At 69.0% G+C, this 17,647-nt stretch carries 15 protein-coding genes and 2 pseudogenes; 3 read left to right on the top strand and 14 right to left on the bottom strand.

Features of this window, described 5'->3' with window-relative positions:
* Positions 1 to 9: 9 nt before the first annotated feature.
* The 9 genes from ACZ45O_RS02705 to ACZ45O_RS02665 form a co-directional block, all read right to left on the bottom strand.
* A complete protein-coding gene (locus ACZ45O_RS02705) occupies positions 10 to 1,032 on the bottom strand; it encodes an SIS domain-containing protein (RefSeq protein WP_464855423.1) in 1,023 nt (340 codons plus the stop codon).
* A 3-nt stretch (positions 1,033 to 1,035) separates the two neighbouring features.
* Positions 1,036 to 2,226: an N-acetylglucosamine-6-phosphate deacetylase gene (nagA, locus tag ACZ45O_RS02700; protein ID WP_464855422.1), complete on the bottom strand. Its 1,191-nt coding sequence runs from the start codon at positions 2,224 to 2,226 to the stop codon at positions 1,036 to 1,038.
* 6 nt (positions 2,227 to 2,232) lie between these two features.
* Positions 2,233 to 2,946: a sugar isomerase domain-containing protein gene (locus ACZ45O_RS02695; protein ID WP_464855421.1), complete on the bottom strand. Its 714-nt coding sequence runs from the start codon at positions 2,944 to 2,946 to the stop codon at positions 2,233 to 2,235.
* A 16-nt stretch (positions 2,947 to 2,962) separates the two neighbouring features.
* On the bottom strand, positions 2,963 to 4,084 hold the full coding sequence (locus ACZ45O_RS02690) for an SIS domain-containing protein (protein WP_464855420.1): 1,122 nt from the start codon (positions 4,082 to 4,084) through the stop codon (positions 2,963 to 2,965).
* 70 nt (positions 4,085 to 4,154) lie between these two features.
* Positions 4,155 to 5,732, bottom strand: coding sequence for a PTS system mannose/fructose/sorbose family transporter subunit IID (locus ACZ45O_RS02685; protein ID WP_464855419.1), 1,578 nt, complete (start codon positions 5,730 to 5,732; stop codon positions 4,155 to 4,157).
* Positions 5,733 to 5,817: 85 nt separating this feature from the next.
* Positions 5,818 to 6,237: a PTS sugar transporter subunit IIA gene (locus ACZ45O_RS02680; RefSeq protein WP_464855418.1), complete on the bottom strand. Its 420-nt coding sequence runs from the start codon at positions 6,235 to 6,237 to the stop codon at positions 5,818 to 5,820.
* A 38-nt stretch (positions 6,238 to 6,275) separates the two neighbouring features.
* Complete coding sequence (locus tag ACZ45O_RS02675; protein ID WP_464855417.1) at positions 6,276 to 6,758, bottom strand: PTS sugar transporter subunit IIB; 483 nt, start codon at positions 6,756 to 6,758, stop codon at positions 6,276 to 6,278.
* Between the two features lie 196 nt (positions 6,759 to 6,954).
* Positions 6,955 to 9,636: a sigma 54-interacting transcriptional regulator gene (locus ACZ45O_RS02670; protein ID WP_464855416.1), complete on the bottom strand. Its 2,682-nt coding sequence runs from the start codon at positions 9,634 to 9,636 to the stop codon at positions 6,955 to 6,957.
* A 31-nt stretch (positions 9,637 to 9,667) separates the two neighbouring features.
* The gene (locus tag ACZ45O_RS02665) at positions 9,668 to 9,901 is read right to left on the bottom strand and encodes a hypothetical protein (protein WP_464855415.1); all 234 of its coding nucleotides are present in this window, start codon (positions 9,899 to 9,901) and stop codon (positions 9,668 to 9,670) included.
* A gap of 248 nt (positions 9,902 to 10,149) precedes the next feature.
* Here ACZ45O_RS02665 and ACZ45O_RS02660 point away from each other — a divergent pair, with 248 nt between their 5' ends.
* The 3 genes from ACZ45O_RS02660 to ACZ45O_RS02650 are packed head-to-tail and all read left to right on the top strand — an operon-like array spanning position 10,150 to position 13,661.
* A complete protein-coding gene (locus ACZ45O_RS02660; RefSeq protein WP_464855414.1) occupies positions 10,150 to 11,535 on the top strand; it encodes a pyridoxal phosphate-dependent decarboxylase family protein in 1,386 nt (461 codons plus the stop codon).
* 5 nt (positions 11,536 to 11,540) lie between these two features.
* Positions 11,541 to 13,190 carry a xylulokinase gene (locus ACZ45O_RS02655; RefSeq protein WP_464855413.1) on the top strand — a complete coding sequence of 550 codons (1,650 nt, stop codon included), beginning with the start codon at positions 11,541 to 11,543 and terminating at the stop codon, positions 13,188 to 13,190.
* 27 nt (positions 13,191 to 13,217) lie between these two features.
* Positions 13,218 to 13,661 carry a putative glycolipid-binding domain-containing protein gene (locus ACZ45O_RS02650; RefSeq protein ID WP_464855412.1) on the top strand — a complete coding sequence of 148 codons (444 nt, stop codon included), beginning with the start codon at positions 13,218 to 13,220 and terminating at the stop codon, positions 13,659 to 13,661.
* A 438-nt stretch (positions 13,662 to 14,099) separates the two neighbouring features.
* Here ACZ45O_RS02650 and ACZ45O_RS02645 read toward each other — a convergent pair whose 3' ends face one another.
* The 5 genes and pseudogenes from ACZ45O_RS02645 to ACZ45O_RS02625 form a co-directional block, all read right to left on the bottom strand.
* A complete protein-coding gene (locus ACZ45O_RS02645; RefSeq protein ID WP_464855411.1) occupies positions 14,100 to 14,357 on the bottom strand; it encodes an RNA recognition motif domain-containing protein in 258 nt (85 codons plus the stop codon).
* Between the two features lie 183 nt (positions 14,358 to 14,540).
* Positions 14,541 to 15,914: a dipeptidase gene (locus ACZ45O_RS02640; protein ID WP_464857630.1), complete on the bottom strand. Its 1,374-nt coding sequence runs from the start codon at positions 15,912 to 15,914 to the stop codon at positions 14,541 to 14,543.
* 137 nt (positions 15,915 to 16,051) lie between these two features.
* Positions 16,052 to 16,264: pseudogene (locus ACZ45O_RS02635) on the bottom strand (co-chaperone GroES); the annotation flags it as partial.
* A 34-nt stretch (positions 16,265 to 16,298) separates the two neighbouring features.
* Positions 16,299 to 16,481, bottom strand: a pseudogene (locus ACZ45O_RS02630) (glutaredoxin family protein); the annotation flags it as partial.
* Positions 16,482 to 16,620: 139 nt separating this feature from the next.
* Entirely contained in the window at positions 16,621 to 17,622 is a 1,002-nt protein-coding gene (locus tag ACZ45O_RS02625) for an LLM class flavin-dependent oxidoreductase (protein ID WP_464855410.1), read from the bottom strand.
* Between the last annotated feature and the right edge of the window lie 25 nt (positions 17,623 to 17,647).

The following is a 17,647-nucleotide window of genomic DNA, read 5'->3' as shown; positions in this document are numbered from 1 at the left end:
CTCTTCCGGTTACGCCAGCGGCTCGCCCAGCACGACCACCCGCGAGAGGTGCTGCGGCCGGTCGGGATCCCTGCCCTCCGCAATCGCCCGGTAATACGCCAGGCACTGCACCACGGGCAGGTAGAGCAGGCTCCGGGCCATTTCGGAATGACCCTGCCCGACCGCCTCCGACAGCATCAGGCCGTCGCCCCCCAGGCGCCGGATGTCCTCCAGCACCGACCGCTCATGCGCAGCCGCCCGGTCGCTGTCCAGCAGAACGGCCATGGTCCCCTTGCCCACAATCGAGATCGGGCCGTGCCGGAAGTCCAGCGGCGAGTAGGCCTCGCAGGGCACCTGCGTCATCTCCTTCAGCTTCAGCATGGCCTCATACGCCACGCCGAGAAACGGTCCGATGCCCAGGAAGACGAACTGCGACCACTGCCGGTCGGCCCCCAGGGTCTCCCCGCGGCTGCGCAGCGCTTCCAGGTCCCGCTCCAGCTGCGCCGGGAGGGCGGCCAGCTCGGAACGGAGCGCGTCGCTGCCCCCCAGGGACGCGGCCACCATGAAGGCGGCGAGGAGCATGCTGCTGAACGAGGAGGTCATCACCACGCTCTGGTCGTCGGCGCCAGGGAGGGTGATGGCGATGTCCGCCAGCTGCTCCAGGTCGCTTCCGGGATGGCAGGTCACGCCGATGACGGGCCCGCGCCCGGCCTCGCGGTGGAGGCGGCAGGCCGTCACCGTCTCGGTGGTGGTGCCGGACCGGGAGAAGGCCACGAGGGCGGCAGGCCGGTTGCGGGGAAGGTAGGTGCCCGCACTCAGAATCAGCTCTGAGGAGGGCACCGCCCTGGCCGCGAGCCCCGTCACCTCCTGGAAGAACCCCGCCGCCGCAATCGCGAGGTAGTAGGAGCTGCCGCAACCGGTGAAGAGCACGAGCTCGGCCCCGGAGCGGGCCAGCAGGTCGCCGGTCTGCGGCGCGGCGTCGGCGGCCCGCTGGGCGGCCTCCCGCCAGGTATGGGGCTGTCTGAGGATCTCGCGGAGCGTCAGACTTTCCATCTCTCATTCCTCCGGCTCAGGTGTCGTACGACCGTCGTACACAATCCGCCCGCGCGCGAGGGTCAGGATCGCGGTCAGGTCGGCGTCGAGCACCACCACATCCGCGTCCTTGCCCGGGGCCAGCGCGCCCTTGCGGGTGATGCCCAGCGCCCGTGCCGGGTTTTCCGAGGCCATGCGCAGCGCCGCCGCGGGGGAGATGCCGGCAAACCGCACCATGTTGCGCACCGCCTGGTCCATCCGCAAGGTGCTGCCGGCCAGGGTGCCGGACTCCGTGCGGCAACGTCCGTCCTGCACCGTCACCGGCGTGCTCTCCCACCGCATGAAGACCCCGTCTCCCAGCCCGGCCACGTCGACGCCGTCCGTGATCAGGACGAGCCGCTCCGGTCCCGCCAGGCGGCAGGTCAGCGCCACCACGGCGGGGTGCACATGCATGCCGTCCACGGTCAGCTCGACGAAGACCCGCGGGTCCTCCAGCAGGGCGACGACGGCGCCGGGCCGGCGGTGGTGGATGGCCGGCATGGCGCTGTACAGGTGGGTGGCCCGGCGCACGCCCCACTCCAGCGCCTCCCGGGCCTCCTCGTAGGAGGCCGTGCTGTGCCCCAGCGAGACCTGCACTCCCAGGCCGGTCAGCGTGCGGATGGCCTCCCTGGCGCCGGGCAGCTCGGGGGCCATGGTGACCACCCGGAGCGCCCCTCCCGCGGCGTCCAGCAGCGCCTGCACCTCGGACGCCGCCGGCGGGCGGACGCGCTCCAGGGCCTGGGAGCCGGCCTTTTCCCTGTTGATGAAGGGCCCCTCCAGATGGGCGCCCAGGATCTCCACCTGCCCGGGCTGCGGCGCCCGGCTGGCTTCGGCGATGTTCGCCAGCGCCGACACGATGTCTTCCAGCGGGGCGCTGGTCGTCGTGGCCAGGCAGGCCGTGGTTCCGCCCCGGGCCAGATGCGCGGAGATGCCGGCGAAAGCCTCCCGTGTGCCGTGCATGAAGTTGTACCCCATGCCGCCGTGAACGTGGCTGTCGATAAACCCTGGCGCCACGATGCAGCCCGACACATCGATCGTCTCGACGTCCGGCGGCAGGGCCTCACCGGGCGCGGCCACAGCGGCGATCTCCTCTCCGGCGATCAGGAGCGTGGCGGGCGTGAGATCGCCCGCCGGTGTCAGAACCCGGCCCCCGGTCAGCGCAATCGGTCGTTCCATGGTCACTCACCCCAGTTCGGGAATGCGGTCTCTGTACCGCCGGGCGAGCATGTCGTTGTGCTCATCGCCGCCCGGCATGTTCCGGCTGATCCGGACCGGCGGCTCGATCCCGCGCCTGATCAGCCAGCCCGCCGCCTCCACCATCGCCGCGTGGATCAGCGCCACTGCGCCGACGGTCGACGCCGGCCCCACGGGTCCGGGCGACCCCGGCAGCTCCACGAGGGCGTCGCCGGCGGGAACGCACGTGTCCAGGACGTGGTCACACACCTCGAAAAGCCGCCTGCCGCTGCTGTGGCGTGAGGGAACCGCCAGCGAATGCTGCTTCGAAGTCACCGCCACGGTGACGGCGCCCCGCCGTCCGGCCTCATAGGCCACATCGATGGGCAGCGGGTTGATCCCCGAGTTCGAGATAATGAACAGCACTTCACCCGGCCGGACGTCGCCCATCGCCAGCACCGCGGCGCCCAGCCCCTGCACGCGCTCCAGCTTGTCTGTGATCATGTCCGGCCAGATCGCCCGCACGGTGGTGAGCGTGCCCGACCGGATGAACACCTCCTCGGCCGCGAGGTGCGAGTGACCACAGCCGAAGAGGTGAGCCACGCCGCCCTCCGCAACGGACTCACCGATGCGCGCCCCGACCGCCTGAACCGCGGACAGCTGGCTGTCCTGAATGCGGCTCAGCAGGGCGGTCAGCGCCTTCAGGTAGACTGCTGCCGACATCGGGCTCACCACCCGGTCAGCGGGGCAGCGCAAGGCGCGCCCGCAGATACCGGGGATCTGCAAGCCGCATGCAGTCCGGCCGCTTGCCCAGCGCGAGGGCGGTCAGATAGATGAACTGGTAGAGCGGCAGGATGGCAAAGAGCGGCGTGAAGATCTCCGGCACGCCGGCCGGCAGGAGCGTCCGGTAGCGCGCGCCCGCGATGCTGTTCGGATCGTCGGTGATCACCCACAGGTTCACGCCGACGTGCTTCAGGGCCTCGGCCAGCCCCCGGGCCTTGGCCATACCGGGGCCGCGCATGGCCAGGAGGAACACCCAGTCCCCGGGGTTGATGATGCTCCACGGACCGTGCATGGCCTCCTCCAGCTCCCAGGCGTGGGCCGGCACCTGCGCCGCTTCCTGGAGCTTCAGGCGGCCGTCCAGCGCGGTGGCCACGTTCGGACCGTTGCCGATGATGAAGATCTGGCTGGCCGGCAGGCGTGCGGCAACCAGCTCCTCGGTGACCGGGAAGCTGTCTGACAGCAGGGCGCGGGCATGCTCGGGAGCCTGAGCGAGGACCTTCAGCAGCTCGCTGCCCCCGCCTCCGCTGTTGGCCGCAACCTGAGCCGCCAGCAGGTAATGCCGCAGCAGCGAAACCGGGTAGCTCTTGGTCTTGGGCAGGGACTTCTCCCGGCCGCCGCCGCCCAGAATGGGAAAGTCCACCGCGCGGGCGAGCGGAGAATCGGGGTAGTCGGTGAGGCCGATGGTCACACCGCCCCGTTCGGCCGCCAGGTGGACGGAGTCCAGCGCAACCCGGGTGGAGCCGGTGTGGGAGATGGCCACCACGGCGGAGCGGTCCAGCCTGCCGGGCGGGTACGCCGCGAACTCGAAGGCGTTGTGCGCAGCGCTGGGAATGCCCGTCAGGGCGTGCAAGGCATACGTGCCTGCGATGCCGGAGAAGTACGAGGTGCCGCAGCCCAGCAGGTGAACGTAATCGACGCCCGCCAGCGCCGCCGCGGCTTCGGCGATCTGCTCCTTCACCGGGGCCTCGAAGAGGGTGGCCAGCGCTTCCGGGGTCGACTGCAGCGCTTCCCACATGTGAAACGGGTGCTCCGTGCGTTCAAAGGCCTGCTGGATGGACTCAGGGATCGTGTGGGTCATTCACATACACCTGCCTAAGAGGGGCCATCGGGCTCCGGGAACTGTCCCGGAGCCCGACGCCGCCTGAGTTCTAGCCATGGATGCCGAGCGCCCCCAGCACCAGTCCGGCTGCGATCAGGCCCAGCATGATGTTGGTCGTCTTCTTCTGCTTGCGCACGAACCAGAACACGATCATGACCAGCGTCAGGGGCAGGATCCTGGGCATGATGCTGTCGAGCATGGACTGCACCGACACCGTGGCGTCCTGCACCGTGTAGGCCAGCGGCGTGGTCACGTTGAGCCAGGTGCCGGTCAGCGCGCCGACCGCCATCAGGCCGGCGATGCTGGCGCCCTCCAGGAACTGGCGCAGGCCGCCGGAGGCCAGGCGGGCGATCACGGTCTGGCCCCAGTCGTACGTCTTGTACAGGCCGTACCAGGCGCAGAACACGTGGACGGCGTTCACCGACACGAAGAAGATGATCGGCGCCAGCGGGTTGCCCTGCAGGGCAAGGCCCGCAGCGATGCCGCCCATGATCGGGCGCAGCGTGCCGTGGAACATGGAGTCGCCGATGCCGGCCAGCGGGCCCATCAGGCTGCCCTTCAGGCCCTGAATGGCCTGCTCGTCGATGTCCTCTCCGCGGGCGCGGCGCGCCTCGAGGTCGGCCGTGAGGGCCAGAATGGGACCGTGGACCCACATGTGCGTGTTGAAGAAGGTCAGATGGCGCCGGAGAGCCCGCTTGTACTCCTCGGGCTGGTCCTTGTAGATCTTCTTCAGGAACGGGATCAGGGACCAGGTCCAGCCCAGCGCCTGCATGCGGTCAAAGCTGAAGGCGGACTGCAGGGCGAACGACCGGAAGAACAGGGTGCGCAGGTCAGCGCGGGTGATCGTGTCGCCCAGCCCGGCCGAGACCTCGGGATCGAGTTCGGCGGCGTCGTCTTCATCAACAGTGCGGTAGTGCTGGATGATGAGGGCCACCAGGATGGCCAGCAGCGCGATGGCCAGCACGCCCCAGTTGGTGTAGGCGGCCACCAGGAAGCCCACGAAGAAGAACGGCAGCAGCGATCCGGGCGCGAGGCTGTTCAGCAACAGCGCAAAGCCCAGGGCGGGAAGCATCTTTCCAGCCGTGCCGATGCCGTTGTTCAGCCAGTCCGGAATGGACTCCACCATCCGCTGGACGGCGGTGGCGCCCAGCGCCAGGGCGATGAAGGTGGGCAGCGCATAGGCCAGGAAGTGGAACAGGTTGCCGAGATGCATGAGCATCGCAATGCCGCGGTCATTCCCCTCGTCTGCGTACCGCTCGGCTGCGTTCACGAAGAAGCTGCTGAACGTCTTGGCCAGCACCTCAAAGAAGGAGCCGAGCAGCGACGCCGGAATCGCGACGAGCAGCGCCGCCTCGATGCCCTGGCCGGTCGAGATGGCAAACGCCGTTCCCAGCACGGCGCCGATCGCGTAGTTGGGCGGCACCGATCCGCCAATGTCCACGGCGCCCATAAACACGAACTCGAGCGTTCCGCCGACGATCAGACCGGTTTGAACGTCACCCATCACAAGGCCGACAAGGGGTCCCAGGATAATGGGTCTCTCAAGATACCAATCGCCCATGAACCGACGGGAGAAGTACGCGAAACCTGCCAAGAATGCCAGCACCAACGCAGTGCCTACTGACATGCCAGATACCCCCCATTCCTCGTTGACAGCGGTTCAGCGGGTGACAGGGATCCCTCAAACCTTCTCCGTCCAGTTCCCTGCCGCATCACCCCCCCATCGACAGCTCGTTGCGGATGGCGGAAGCCAGGTCCCCTATGCTGTCCCGCCCGGACCGCAGCACCAGGTCCACCAGTTCGGACAGGGTGACGGTCTGACGGGCCATGAGGGCCTCCACCACCATGGCAAGGTTGACGCCCGTTACCAGCCCGAGGCCTGGCCGTTCCAAGGTCAGGCCGCCGACAACGCGCGCGGGACTACCACCGGGAATATCCACCATCGCCAGGATACCGTCGTTATCGGCCAACTCATCGAGAGCACCCCTGACGGCGTTGCTCAAGTCCTCAATTCCCTGACCCGGAAGGAAGCTCACAGCGCGCACCCGATCCGTGTCATTCACGAGCATCGCGGCTGATTCAAGCAGGGCTTCGCTCAGTCGACCGTGCGTTACGATGAGTAATCCAATCATGTGCTCTGTCACACCCCCAGAAATCTGCGGGGACGCGGTTACTGCTGCCGAAGGACGTTGTTGAAATCGGTGACGGCACCTCCGGGCAGCCAGACCGCCTCCAGGATCACGCCCCTGCGATCGAGTTCCTTCCAGGCCTCCAGCTCCTCCGGGCTGGCGGCGACCTCCTTCGTGAGCCGAACCCGCCCCGGCGCCATCCGGACGTTGCCGACGTTCACCTCCGTCAGCTCAACGCCCCCGTCCATGAGTCCCAGGAGCGACTGCGGATCACGGACCAGGACCATCACCCTGTCCTTGGCCACCTTGGGTCCGGCCAGCAGGGCCGCCGCATCGGCCACGGACAGAATGCTGACCTTCACGCCAACCGGAGCGGCCAGCTTCAGCAGCGCCTTCTGCGTCGCGTCCTTTGCGACCTCATCGTTGGCGACGACGATGCGCGTCGCTCCCACGGTCCGCGTCCACCCGACAGCCACCTGCCCGTGGATCAAACGGTCGTCCACACGTACCAAAACGATGGGCATCTGCATCCCTCCGCCTTTCGAGTTGTGAAAGTATGAGTGCTCTCGCCTGTCATATAGCTGCAAGTTCCGTGCCAAGACAGATGGCCCCGGGAACACGCGCAAGAGGTGGATCTGTGCGATCCACCTCTTGCAAGACACTATCAAGACACTTTCAAGACACATCCGGCGCCGTGCAGTCCCCGTCACTCAGTCCCCATCATTCGGTCAGCACAATGAGGGCCATGTACGCAATCTCGCTGGGCGGAAACGAAAACCCCCAGCTCTGCCCGATCGGCGCCAGCGCCTCGGCGATCGCGGACAGCAGCGAAGCGTGCCTGGCCTTCAGGTATTCCTCCTCCGGGCAGGGGTAAACCAGTCCTTCGCCCGCCAGCCGCTCTATGGCGAACCCGAGGTGGATGATCCACCGGGCCACCCGGTTGGTGTTCATCTGCATGCCCAGGCTTTCCTCGAAGCGGCGCAGTGCGGCCACGGCGTCCTCCCCGGCCCGGTTTCCATCGACAGATGTGATGTTGTCGACCAGGAACCGGGTGGCCAGTTCCATGGCCTCCTCGCGCGTGACGGACGGCTCGGAGACGGAAGCAGCCTCCCCCTGGAGCAGATCCACCAGCGCCTGCAGACCGTCGCCGAAGAGGATCCGCTCGAGCCCGATGAAGGGAACGCCGGGCAGGTGCGGATCGATGGTGCCCACCACGGCGACGACGCTCTTGCGCCAGCCTTCCACCAACAGGCCGGGAAGGACCGATCCCTTCTCCAGGTCGACGGCCTGAATCGTGACGGATTCCCGCAGCTCGCCCGGCAGGGCCTCCGTCAGGAAGGCAGCCAGCTTCCGGGCCGTCCCCTGTCCGGTGAGGCAGGTGGTGATGACCAGCCGCTTGTCGGTGGAGAGCACCGGCTCTTCCTCGTGGCCGGTGTAGACTCTGCGCACCGCGCGCAGCACGGCCGCGAGGTCGCTGCCCGGCTCCCGGGCGACGCGCGCCGCCTCGATCACGGCCGGGGTCGTCACCAGCGGCACCACCGCGAAGGGGACGCCTGTCTCACGCTCCAGCACCGGGCCCAGCCCGGTCAGCGACCCCATGTCGACCAGCAGCACCACGCCGCGCACGTTGCCGACCTCCCGCACGCGGGCCGCAGCCAGCTCCACGGTGGCCTGCACGCTCTGCTCCAGCGGCATGTCGACGGCGCTCACGACGTCAGTGCCGAGCAGCTCGTTGGCCACGGCTGCCATGCTGGAGGCGGTGGTGTCGCCGTGGGCGATCACCATGACCTGGAGGCCCGAAGGCGTCTTCCGCCGGCGGTGGGCGGCCAGGAAGAGCGCCAGGAAGCTCTTCTCTCCGGGCAGCAGCCGCATGCCCAGCTGCGCCTCCAGCCGGGGGGCCAGCCGGTTGACGACGGCGTACTCCGCCGGACACTGGGCGACGAGGGCGAGCGTCTGGTCCGCGTCGAGTTCGTGGTCGGACTTGGCGGCCAGGTGGAGGGCGAGCCCCGTCACCACCTCAGACCCGTACTTCTCGTTCAGCTCCTCTCCCACATCGCGGACAAACTCGGTGACGATGTTCAGCAGGTGGTTGGGAACGAGGCCGGTTCGGTTGGCACGGTGGAGCAGGCGGCGCAGGTAGTAGTCCAGGTCCGTCCTGATGACCCGCCGGAGCTCGCTTTCCTGAAGGCCCGCCCTGAGGTAGCCGGCCACCCGTCGGTGGAGCTGCGCGTAGAGGTCCGTCGGCACGTACTCATCGGGGTACCTGCCCTCGCTGTGCAGGGCCGAAGGCATGTACACGCGATCCTCCACGCCCACCAGCCGCTCGGCATCGCCCGAGGGCTCGAGCCCCTGCAGGTAGGCCAGCTGAATCTGCGGTGAGAGGTGGGTGAGGTCCAGGGAAATGGGGCCGCTCTCCCCCGACCCTGCGGCCATGTGCCCGAAGAACGCCTTGGCGCAGGCCATGAGGATGGCGCTGCGCAGCTCCCCCACGTTGCCGGTGGTGCGGTAGGCCAGCAGGGCCAGCAGGACCAGGGGGCTCACCGCGATGGGGATGCCGATGCGGGACGCCTCCTCCCGGAAGAAGACCTCGATCAGCGCCAGCCGTTCCTCCATGGGCCGGACGTCGAGCTCGGGCAGGTGGATCACCACGGGGAAGCGGCGGACGAAGGTGTTCAGGAGGGACGAGCTCGGATCCTCGGATGTGGCGCCGACCAGCATCACGGAGGCCTGCCGCATCGTCGTCTCGCCCAGGGCCCGGTAAATTCCCCGGTCCATGAGCAGGAAGAGCATCTCCTGGCCGTCTGGGGGCAGGCGGTGGATCTCATCCAGGAACAGCAGGCCGCCGTCCGCCTCGGCCACGAGGCCCGGCGTGTCGCGCTCCGCGCCGGTGAAGGCGCCCTTCACGTAGCCAAAGAGCTGGGCCTGAAGCAGCTGCGGGTTCGCCGCGTAGTCGGCGCAGTTGAACACGCAGAACGGCGCCCCCTGGGGAAGCCGTCCCGCGGCCACGGCGTACCGGTACATCGCTTCCGCCAGCCGGCTCTTGCCGGAGCCCGTGGGGCCGGAAATCAGTGTGGGCAGCCCGCGGGGAGGGTAGAGCATGGCTGCCTTCGCCTGCTCCACCGCCGCGCTGAGGCTCCCGCGGCATCCCACGAGTTCCTGAAACGGGTCGTGTTCCAGGGGAGGGACGGCGCCCTGGGCAGCGCCCTCGTCCACCGCAACAAACCGGACGGGCCTCCCCTTCAGCTTCAGCGCCAGCCCCTCATTCACCAGCTCGTTCAGGTCAGCGCTCGCGTTGTTCCGCCGAATGCCGACCATCTCGGCCACTTCGCTGGCGGTTGCACCGCGGGAACTGCCGGCAGGCGCGAGTTGCCGGAGGGCCTCGAGCACCCGTTCCTTGCGCACGCGTGGCCACCCCCCTCGTAGTCGGTCAGTTTCAGTCACCGCCTCTGGGCCGGTTGGGCGCCGCCTGACGCCAGACCTTCAGGCCGACCCCCACTGCGCCCAGCGCGATGGCGATCCAGAACCAGAAGGCGCCGAATCCGCCCCACGTCAGCATCAGCGCGATCACAGCGAGGCCGATGAGCGTGTCTTCGACGAACGTCTTGCTCCGGGGTGTGCCGGAGCCTTCAGCCGCGCGATCGGAACCCTGGTCTTTGCCAGTAGCCATCTGCGTCCCTTCCTTCGCTGGAGTGCTGCAGTCCTGCGGAAGCAGGCGGGGCTTGAAGACGCCTGCCGGGGCCACGGGGGCCCCAGCATTGCTTTCTTGTCTTAACTATTAGGGTATCGACGCCAGGAATCCTTCCCTCCATCCCGCCCGGACTGGCGGCAAATGCCGCCGATTCTCCGCCTTCCTCTGCAGGACTATTGCGACATTCGCGGAATTCAAACGCAACCAGCCTGCGAGGAGGGACGCCCATGGATCTGCTCGCCTCTCTGAAAGACCAGATGAAGCCCTACCGGGACCGCTTTCCGTCCCACCCCCGCCTGCCCCGGACCGGCCGGCCCCGCGAGGCCATCCTCGCCGAGATCGCCGCCATGCACGAGGCCGAGGCCCCCACGTGGCAGGAGGGCTACGCCTCCGGCGCCGTCTACCACGGCGATGAGGGCCACATCGCCTTCCTCAACCAAGTCTACGCGCTCCACTCCCAGTCCAACCCGCTCCACCCCGACCTCTGGCCCAGCACGGCCAAGTTCGAGGCGGAGGTCGTCGCCATGACCGCGCAGATGCTCGGGGCCGGCGCCGCGGGCGGGCCCGTCTGCGGCACCGTCACCTCCGGCGGCACCGAGTCGCTCCTGCTGGCCATGAAGACCTACCGGGACTGGGCCCGCGAAACGAAGGGCATCACCGCCCCTGAGGCGGTGGTGCCCGTCAGCGCGCACGCGGCCTTCGACAAGGCGGCGCAGTACTTCGGCATCAAGCTGATCCGCACCCCGCTCGATGCCGGGTACCGGGCCGACGTCCAGGCAATGCGGGCGGCCATCACCCCGAACACCGTCGTCATCGCCGGGTCGGCGCCGGGGTACCCCCACGGCGTCATCGACCCCATCCCCGAGATCGCTGCGCTCGCGGCGGAGCACGGCATCGGCTGCCACGTGGACGCCTGCCTGGGCGGCTTCGTCCTGCCCTGGGCCGAGCGGCTGGGCTACCCGGTGCCCCCCTTCGACTTCCGGCTGGAGGGGGTCACCTCCATCTCGGCCGACACCCACAAGTACGGCTACGGGGCCAAGGGCGCCTCCGTCATCCTCTACCGCAGCCGCGAGCTGCTGCACCACCAGTACTTCACCGTTGCCGACTGGCCCGGCGGCCTCTACTTCTCCCCCACCTTCGCCGGCAGCCGGCCCGGGGCGCTCAGCGCCACCGCCTGGGCCGCGATGCTCGCCATGGGCGAGGAGGGCTACATGGAGGCCACCCGGCGCATCCTGGCGGCGGCCGACCGGCTGAAGGCGGGCATCCGGGAGATCCCCGGCCTGAAGATCCTGGGCGACCCCCTCTGGGTGATCGCCGTCGCCTCCGACGACCTCAACATCTACCAGGTGATGGAGGAGATGGCCGGGCGGGGCTGGCGGCTGAACGGCCTGCACCGGCCGCCGGCCTTCCACATCGCCCTCACCCTCCGGCACGCCGAGCCCGGGGTGGTCGACCGGTTCCTGGCCGACCTGCGGGCGGCGGCGGAGCATGTGGCCGCCAACCCGGCGAAGCAGACCGGCATGGCCCCCATCTACGGCGTGGCCGCCTCTGCCCCGCCGGAGCTGGTCCGGCAGGTGCTTACCGGCTTCATCGACCTGCTCTACGAGGTGTAGGCGCCATGGCCCAGCAGTACGTCCTGGCCTTGGACCTGGGCACATCGGCCCTGAAGGCGGCCCTGGTCTCGTTCACCGGCGCCGTGACGGCCCTGGAGACCGAGCCGGTCAGTCTCACGCTGCTGCCCGGGGGCGGGGCGGAGCAGGACCCCGACCAGTGGTGGGCCGCGCTCGTCGCCGCCACCCGCCGGCTCATGGCCCGGGGGATCGCCACCCGGGACCAGGTGGTCGCCATCGGCTGCACGGCGCAGTGGTCCGCCACCGTGGCCGTGGGCCACGACGGCCGCCCCCTGATGCCGGCCATCAGCTGGATGGACACCCGCGGCGCGCCGGACGTCGCCCGGCTCACCGGCGGACCCGTCTCCATCGCCGGCTACGGCGTGGACAAGCTCTGGCGCTGGATCCGCCGCACCGGCGGCATCCCCGGCAAGGCCGGCAAGGACTCGCTGGCCCACATCCTCTACATCCGCCGGGCCCGCCCCGATGTGTACGAAGCCGCGCACAAGTTCCTGGAGCCGAAGGACTACCTGAACCTGCGGCTCACCGGCGAGTTCGCCGCCACGTACGAGTCCATCACGCTCCACTGGGTCACCGACAACCGGGATCCCTACCGCATCCGCTACGACCCCGACCTGCTGGACGCCGCGGGCCTGGACCGGGCGAAGCTGCCGGACCTGCTCCCCGCCACGGCGGTCCTGGGCCGGCTGCGGCCTGCGGCGGCGGCGGAGCTGGGGCTCCTGCCCGAGACCCACGTGGTGGCGGGAACGCCGGACCTGCACGCGGCCGCCATCGGCTCCGGCGGCACGCGGGACCTGGACCCCCACCTCTACGTGGGCACCTCCTCCTGGCTCTCGGCCCACGTGCCCTACATGAAGACCGACCTGCTTCACAACATGGCGTCCATCCCGTCCGCCATCCCCGGCCGCTATCTGGTCGCCAACGAGCAGGAGGCCGCCGGCGCCTGCCTGCTCCACCTGCGGGAGCTGCTTGCCGACCCGGGCGTCGGCGGCCCGCAGGCGACCCTGCCTGATGGGCAGCGGGCGGACGCCCTGCCCCGGCTGCTGGCCCTGGCCGCGGAGGCGCCGCCAGGCAGCGACGGGCTGATCTTCACACCGTGGCTCGTCGGCGAGCGTACCCCCGTGGAGGACGCCTGGGTCCGGGGCGGCTTCCACAACCTCACGCTGCGCACGACCCGGGCCCACCTGGTGCGGGCGGTGCTGGAGGGCGTCGCCCTCAACGCCCGCTGGCTGGCCGAGGCGGTGGATGGCTTCGTCCGGAGCCGGATGGAGCCCGTGCGGCTCATCGGCGGCGGCGCCCGCTCGGAACTCTGGTGCCAGATCTACGCAGACGTGCTGGACCGGCCGGTGAACCAGGTGGACCGGCCCCTGGAGGCCAACGTGCGCGGCGCCGGGCTGGTCGCCCTCGTGGGCCTGGGCGAACTGGGCTTTGCCGACGTGCCCGACCTGGTGGCCATCGCCCGGACCTTCGAGCCCACCCCGGCCCACCGCCGGATCTACGATGAGCGCTTTGCGGCGTTCAAGGAGCTGTACCGGCGGAACCGGGGGTTCTACGCCCGGGTAAACGGGCGTGCAGGGCGTGCAGGTCGTGCAAGTGAGCGCGCTGCCCGGGTCGATGGGCGTGCAGATCTGCCGTGAGATTGGCGTGGCGAGAGGAGGATTGGGATGCGGCGTTCAGTGCGGTGGACAGCGATTGCGTGGCCGGCGACGGAAGAGCTCGTCCTCCGGACCGAGGGCGACGTGATCATCGCGGACTCCATCGTGACCGGAGCGTATGGCGACGGGAGCGCCCGCGTCGAGTACCATCTGGAGTTGGACACCCACTGGCAGGTCCTGCGCGTGTCCGTTCAGGAAGGTGACACCCGGATCGACCCGGAGCGTGATTCGGGCGGGACCTGGCGGGACGGCGATGGCGTCCTCCTCCCTGGCCTGGCGGGCTGCATCGACGTGGACATCTCCATCACGCCCTTCACCAATACGCTGCCCATTCTCCTGGGCAATGGGCGCTACCGCTACGAGGCGCTTGACCGAGGCTTCACCACCGTGATGACCGTGGATGCCTGCGGGTTGGTCCTCGAGTGCCCGGACCTCTTCCGGCGCCTCACCTGACCCCTGTGCAAGCAGGTGGCCCCACCGTGCCAGGCCGGCGCCCTGGGGTGCCCGGCGGATAGGTCCCGGCGGGCGCCGGGGGACATCGCGGTCCCTCTTCCCGACTATCTCGTCTGTTCGTCGTCGCTGTGGGCGGGCAGTCCCTGGCAGCCGGGCCTCCGCGCCAACACCGAACCCGAACAGAACCGATAGCTGCGGGGTCGACGCGTGAGCCACAGCGGCTGAGCCCGGGCTGTCTGCGGCAGCAGAATCCCCACGCCAACACCAAACCGGAACAGAACGGATAGCTGCGGGGTCGATGGGTAAGCTGCGGCGGCTGAGCCCCCGCCAGCAGCAAGGGCGATCGGGCCCCGTGCCAACACCCAACTCAAAAAGTCAACCGCCTGGCGGCTGCTAGCGCCAGGCGGTTGTGTGTGCCTGCAGTAGTTTCAGCGAACCTTAGCGACGGCCAGGACGCGGCTGGGCCTCGTTCACCGTCAGGGTGCGGCCAGCCCACTCGGCGCCATCCAGGGCGTCGATGACGGCCTGCGCCTGTTCCTCGGGAACTTCCACGAAGCCGAAGCCACGGCTGCGGCCCGTCTCCCGATCAGTCGCCACCCGGGCGGCCTTGACCTCCGCGTACTGGGATACAGCAGCCTCCAGATCCTCGGGGGTAACCGCCCAGGGGAGGTTGCCGAAGTAGAGAGTCTTGATCATCTTTCTCCCTCCCTCACTTCAGGTAATTTGCGGTTGCCTGCTGTGGAGAGGGAACACGATCCCGGAGCAAACCTCGGACGCGCACCGCTCACCAACCGGACCAACCACTATATAGGTTACTCCCTTTGGCGACAGAACACAACTGTTCCAAGGTAACAAAGGCGTGTCAATTGCTTCTGCATCTTAGCGCAGTCGGCTCAACTCGTGCAGCAGCATGACGTAGGCACGCTGGCCCCGTACAAAAGAATCAAGGCGGAAGAATTCATCGGGTGCGTGCCCCCGTTCATCGGCCTGGCCCATCCCCAGGGTGATCGTCTCCACACCCAGGATGCGCTTCACCATCCCCATCACCGGCACCGTGCCGAAGCCGCGGGTCACCCGGGGCGTCTGGCCGGTGAGGGCTGTCAGCACCCGGACCAGGGCCTTCTGCGCCGGGTGGTCGGCCGGGATCAGGTAGGGATCGGCCTCGCCGGGCAGGACGTCCACCGTGACCTCGGCGTAGGCGGGCGCGTGCTGCCGGATGTGCGCCAGCAGCTTCTCGCGGATATCCGCGGGCCGCTGATCCGGCACCAGGCGGCAGGTGATCTTGGCGTGAGCCTCACAGGGGATGACGGTCTTGATCCCCTCCCCGGTGAAGCCGCCCCAGATGCCGTTCACCTCCAGCGTCGGCCGGGCGGAGGCCCGTTCGAAGGGCGTGTACCCGGGCTCGCCGAAGAAGCCCCGCACGCCCGTCGCGGCCCGGTACTGGGCCAGCGGGGGCGCGGCGGCGGCGATCTCGGCGCGCTCGGCGTCGCTCAGCGGGCGGACCGCATCGTAGAACCCCGCCACCGTTATGCGTCCCTCGCCGTCGCGCATGGAGTCCAGCAGGCGCACCAGGGCATGGATGGGGTTTGGCGCCAGGCCGCCGTTGCCGGAGTGCAGGTCGCGGTCGGCGGTGCGCACGTTGATCTGCAGCGCCACCAGCCCCCGGGGGCCCAACCAGACCTCGGGACGGTCAGGCGTGCCGCAGCCGCCGTCGGCGCTCACCATCACGTCGCAGGCCAGGAGTTGCCGGTGCTCCTGCAGCAGCGGGCCCAGGTGGGGGCTGCCGATCTCCTCCTCGCCCTCCAGCAGGAACTTCACGTTCACCGGCAGCTGCCCCTCGGTGCGCAGCAGGGCCTCGCAGGCGATGATCGGCAGGAGCAGATTGCCCTTCATGTCCGTCGCGCCTCGGGCGTAGACCCGATCCTCCACCACGGCCGGTTCGAAGGGCGGGTGGGTCCAGAGGTGCAGGGGATCAACCGGTTGAACGTCGAAATGTCCATAAATTAACACGGTTGGCTTTCCCCCAGCCCCGCACCACTCGCCGTAGACCGCCGGATGCCCGCCGGTCTCCAGGATGCGGACCTCCTCCATCCCGGCCTGCCGCAGCCGGTCGGCCACCCAGTCGGCCGCCCGGCGGACGTCATCCGCCGCGGCCGGGTCGGTCGAGATGCTGGGGATCCGCAGGAGCGCGAGGAACTCGTCCAGGAACCGGGACTGGTGTTCCTGCAAAAAGTCATTCCAGTCGGCCGCCATGGCCCATCCCCCCGCTGCGCTTTGCTTCCGCGCGCTTGCACATAGGTGTGTTCGGGCGAGGGCGGGGCGAGTCCTGCTGAAAATGACGGAAAAGTACACAAAAACGGCCGGTGGCATGGTGCCGCCGGCCCTTGGGGTCACTCTCGCACGATCGCCAAAATCTCGTTCCGGGAGAGCAGCAGATGGGGCTTCCCGTCGAGCTCGATCTCGTCTCCGGAGAACTTGGCGTACAGCACCCGGTCGCCCTTCGCGATCTTCTCCTGGAGGTCCTCGTCCGTCCCCACCGCGACCACCACGCCCGTGCGAGGCCTGTCCTTGGCCGTGTCCGGCAGGTACAGGCCCGAAGAGGTCTTGCTGGGGCCCTCCCACCGGCCGGCTGCCGATCAAAGTCACCGGTACCTCCGTCTGGCCCGTCATCCGCACCAGCTCCCGGGCCGACCGCTCGTCGCGGGAGACGTCAATCTCCCGGAACCGGAAGCCCTTCTCCCTGAGGTACTGCGTGACCCGGCGGCACCAGGGGCAGGTCGGGGTGGTGAACACCACGATGCGGGGCTGCGTCGCACCCATGAGACACGCCTCCTCGGAACTTTATACAGATACCCCGTATGGTATCCATTGAGTTAGTCGGAGCTGCGCGTCGCGGGATACGGTCCGCCCCATCATGCAGGCGGGCACGACCGGGAGATCCCGGCCGTGCCCCAGACAGCTATGATTTCAATCCGAATGCCTCGGCCAGCAGTTCGTAGGAGCGCAGCCGCTGCCGGTGGCTGTGGATGTGCGACGTGACCATCACCTCATCGGCCTGGGTGGCCAGCGCCAGGGAGCGAATCCCGGCCGCCACCTCATCCGGCTCGCCGACAAACAGCAGCTGCCTGTGCTCCTGAACGGCCGCCCACTCCTCCGCCGTCCAGGGATAGGCCTCGGCCTCCTCGGGACTGGGCAGCGGCCGCCGCTCCCCCCGGCGAATCTGCAGCCAGAACAGGTCCAGCGTGCGGGCCAGCCGCTCGGCCTCCGCCCGGGTCTCGGCGCAGATGGCCGAAACTGCCAGGATGGCGTGGGGCTCGGCCCGGTGCTTAGATGGCCGGAACTGCGCCCTGTAGAGCCGCATGGGCAGCACGGGGTCGTAAGGGCTGAAGTGGGCCGCGAAGCTGTAGGCCAGTCCCAGCCGGGCGGCCAGCCGGGCGCTGTAGTCGCTGGAGCCCAGTAGCCAGACCGGCGGCAGCGGCACCCCGGGCGGCGTGGCCTGCACCCCCCGGAAGGGATGGCCCTCCGGGAAGTCGCCCCGGGAAAAGTGGAAGAGATCCGCCAGCTGCCGGGGGAAGTCCTCCGCCCCGGCGGATGCCGTCCGCCGCAGGGCCCGGGCCGTCACCGGGTCCGTCCCGGGAGCCCGGCCGATCCCCAGATCGATCCGGCCGGGAAAGAGCGCCTCCAGCGTGAGGAACATCTCGGCCACCTTCAGCGGCGAGTGGTTGGGCAGCATGATGCCCCCTGCCCCCACCCGGATGCGCCGGGTCACCCGGGCCACCTGGCCGATCATGATCTCAGGCGCCACGCTGGCGATGGCGGCGGTGTTGTGGTGCTCCGCCAGCCAGTAGCGCTCGTATCCCAGCCGGTCCGCCAGTTGGGCGAGCTCCAGCGTGTTCTGCAGGGCCTCGCTCGCGGTGGAGCCCGACGGAATGGGCGATAGGTCGAGAATCGACAGCTTCACAGGCTGCGCGTCACCTCACGTTCAT

Source organism: Symbiobacterium turbinis (genome assembly GCF_055383075.1).
Note: the sequence above shows the minus strand (reverse complement) of the source record. Positions and strands in the feature narration are given on the sequence as shown.

What these genes read in the sequence shown, in the direction of transcription:
- nagA (WP_464855422.1), bottom strand. Translation starts at nt 2,226, where the DNA reads ATGGAACGACCGATTGCGCTGACCGGGGGCCGGGTTCTGACACCGGCG.
- ACZ45O_RS02695 (WP_464855421.1), bottom strand. Translation starts at nt 2,946, where the DNA reads ATGTCGGCAGCAGTCTACCTGAAGGCGCTGACCGCCCTGCTGAGCCGC.
- ACZ45O_RS02680 (WP_464855418.1), bottom strand. Translation starts at nt 6,237, where the DNA reads ATGATTGGATTACTCATCGTAACGCACGGTCGACTGAGCGAAGCCCTG.
- ACZ45O_RS02685 (WP_464855419.1), bottom strand. Translation starts at nt 5,732, where the DNA reads ATGTCAGTAGGCACTGCGTTGGTGCTGGCATTCTTGGCAGGTTTCGCG.
- ACZ45O_RS02640 (WP_464857630.1), bottom strand. Translation starts at nt 15,914, where the DNA reads ATGGCGGCCGACTGGAATGACTTTTTGCAGGAACACCAGTCCCGGTTC.
- ACZ45O_RS02665 (WP_464855415.1), bottom strand. Translation starts at nt 9,901, where the DNA reads ATGGCTACTGGCAAAGACCAGGGTTCCGATCGCGCGGCTGAAGGCTCC.
- ACZ45O_RS02690 (WP_464855420.1), bottom strand. Translation starts at nt 4,084, where the DNA reads ATGACCCACACGATCCCTGAGTCCATCCAGCAGGCCTTTGAACGCACG.
- ACZ45O_RS02675 (WP_464855417.1), bottom strand. Translation starts at nt 6,758, where the DNA reads ATGCCCATCGTTTTGGTACGTGTGGACGACCGTTTGATCCACGGGCAG.
- ACZ45O_RS02645 (WP_464855411.1), bottom strand. Translation starts at nt 14,357, where the DNA reads ATGATCAAGACTCTCTACTTCGGCAACCTCCCCTGGGCGGTTACCCCC.
- ACZ45O_RS02705 (WP_464855423.1), bottom strand. Translation starts at nt 1,032, where the DNA reads ATGGAAAGTCTGACGCTCCGCGAGATCCTCAGACAGCCCCATACCTGG.
- ACZ45O_RS02660 (WP_464855414.1), top strand. Translation starts at nt 10,150, where the DNA reads ATGGATCTGCTCGCCTCTCTGAAAGACCAGATGAAGCCCTACCGGGAC.
- ACZ45O_RS02650 (WP_464855412.1), top strand. Translation starts at nt 13,218, where the DNA reads ATGCGGCGTTCAGTGCGGTGGACAGCGATTGCGTGGCCGGCGACGGAA.
- ACZ45O_RS02655 (WP_464855413.1), top strand. Translation starts at nt 11,541, where the DNA reads ATGGCCCAGCAGTACGTCCTGGCCTTGGACCTGGGCACATCGGCCCTG.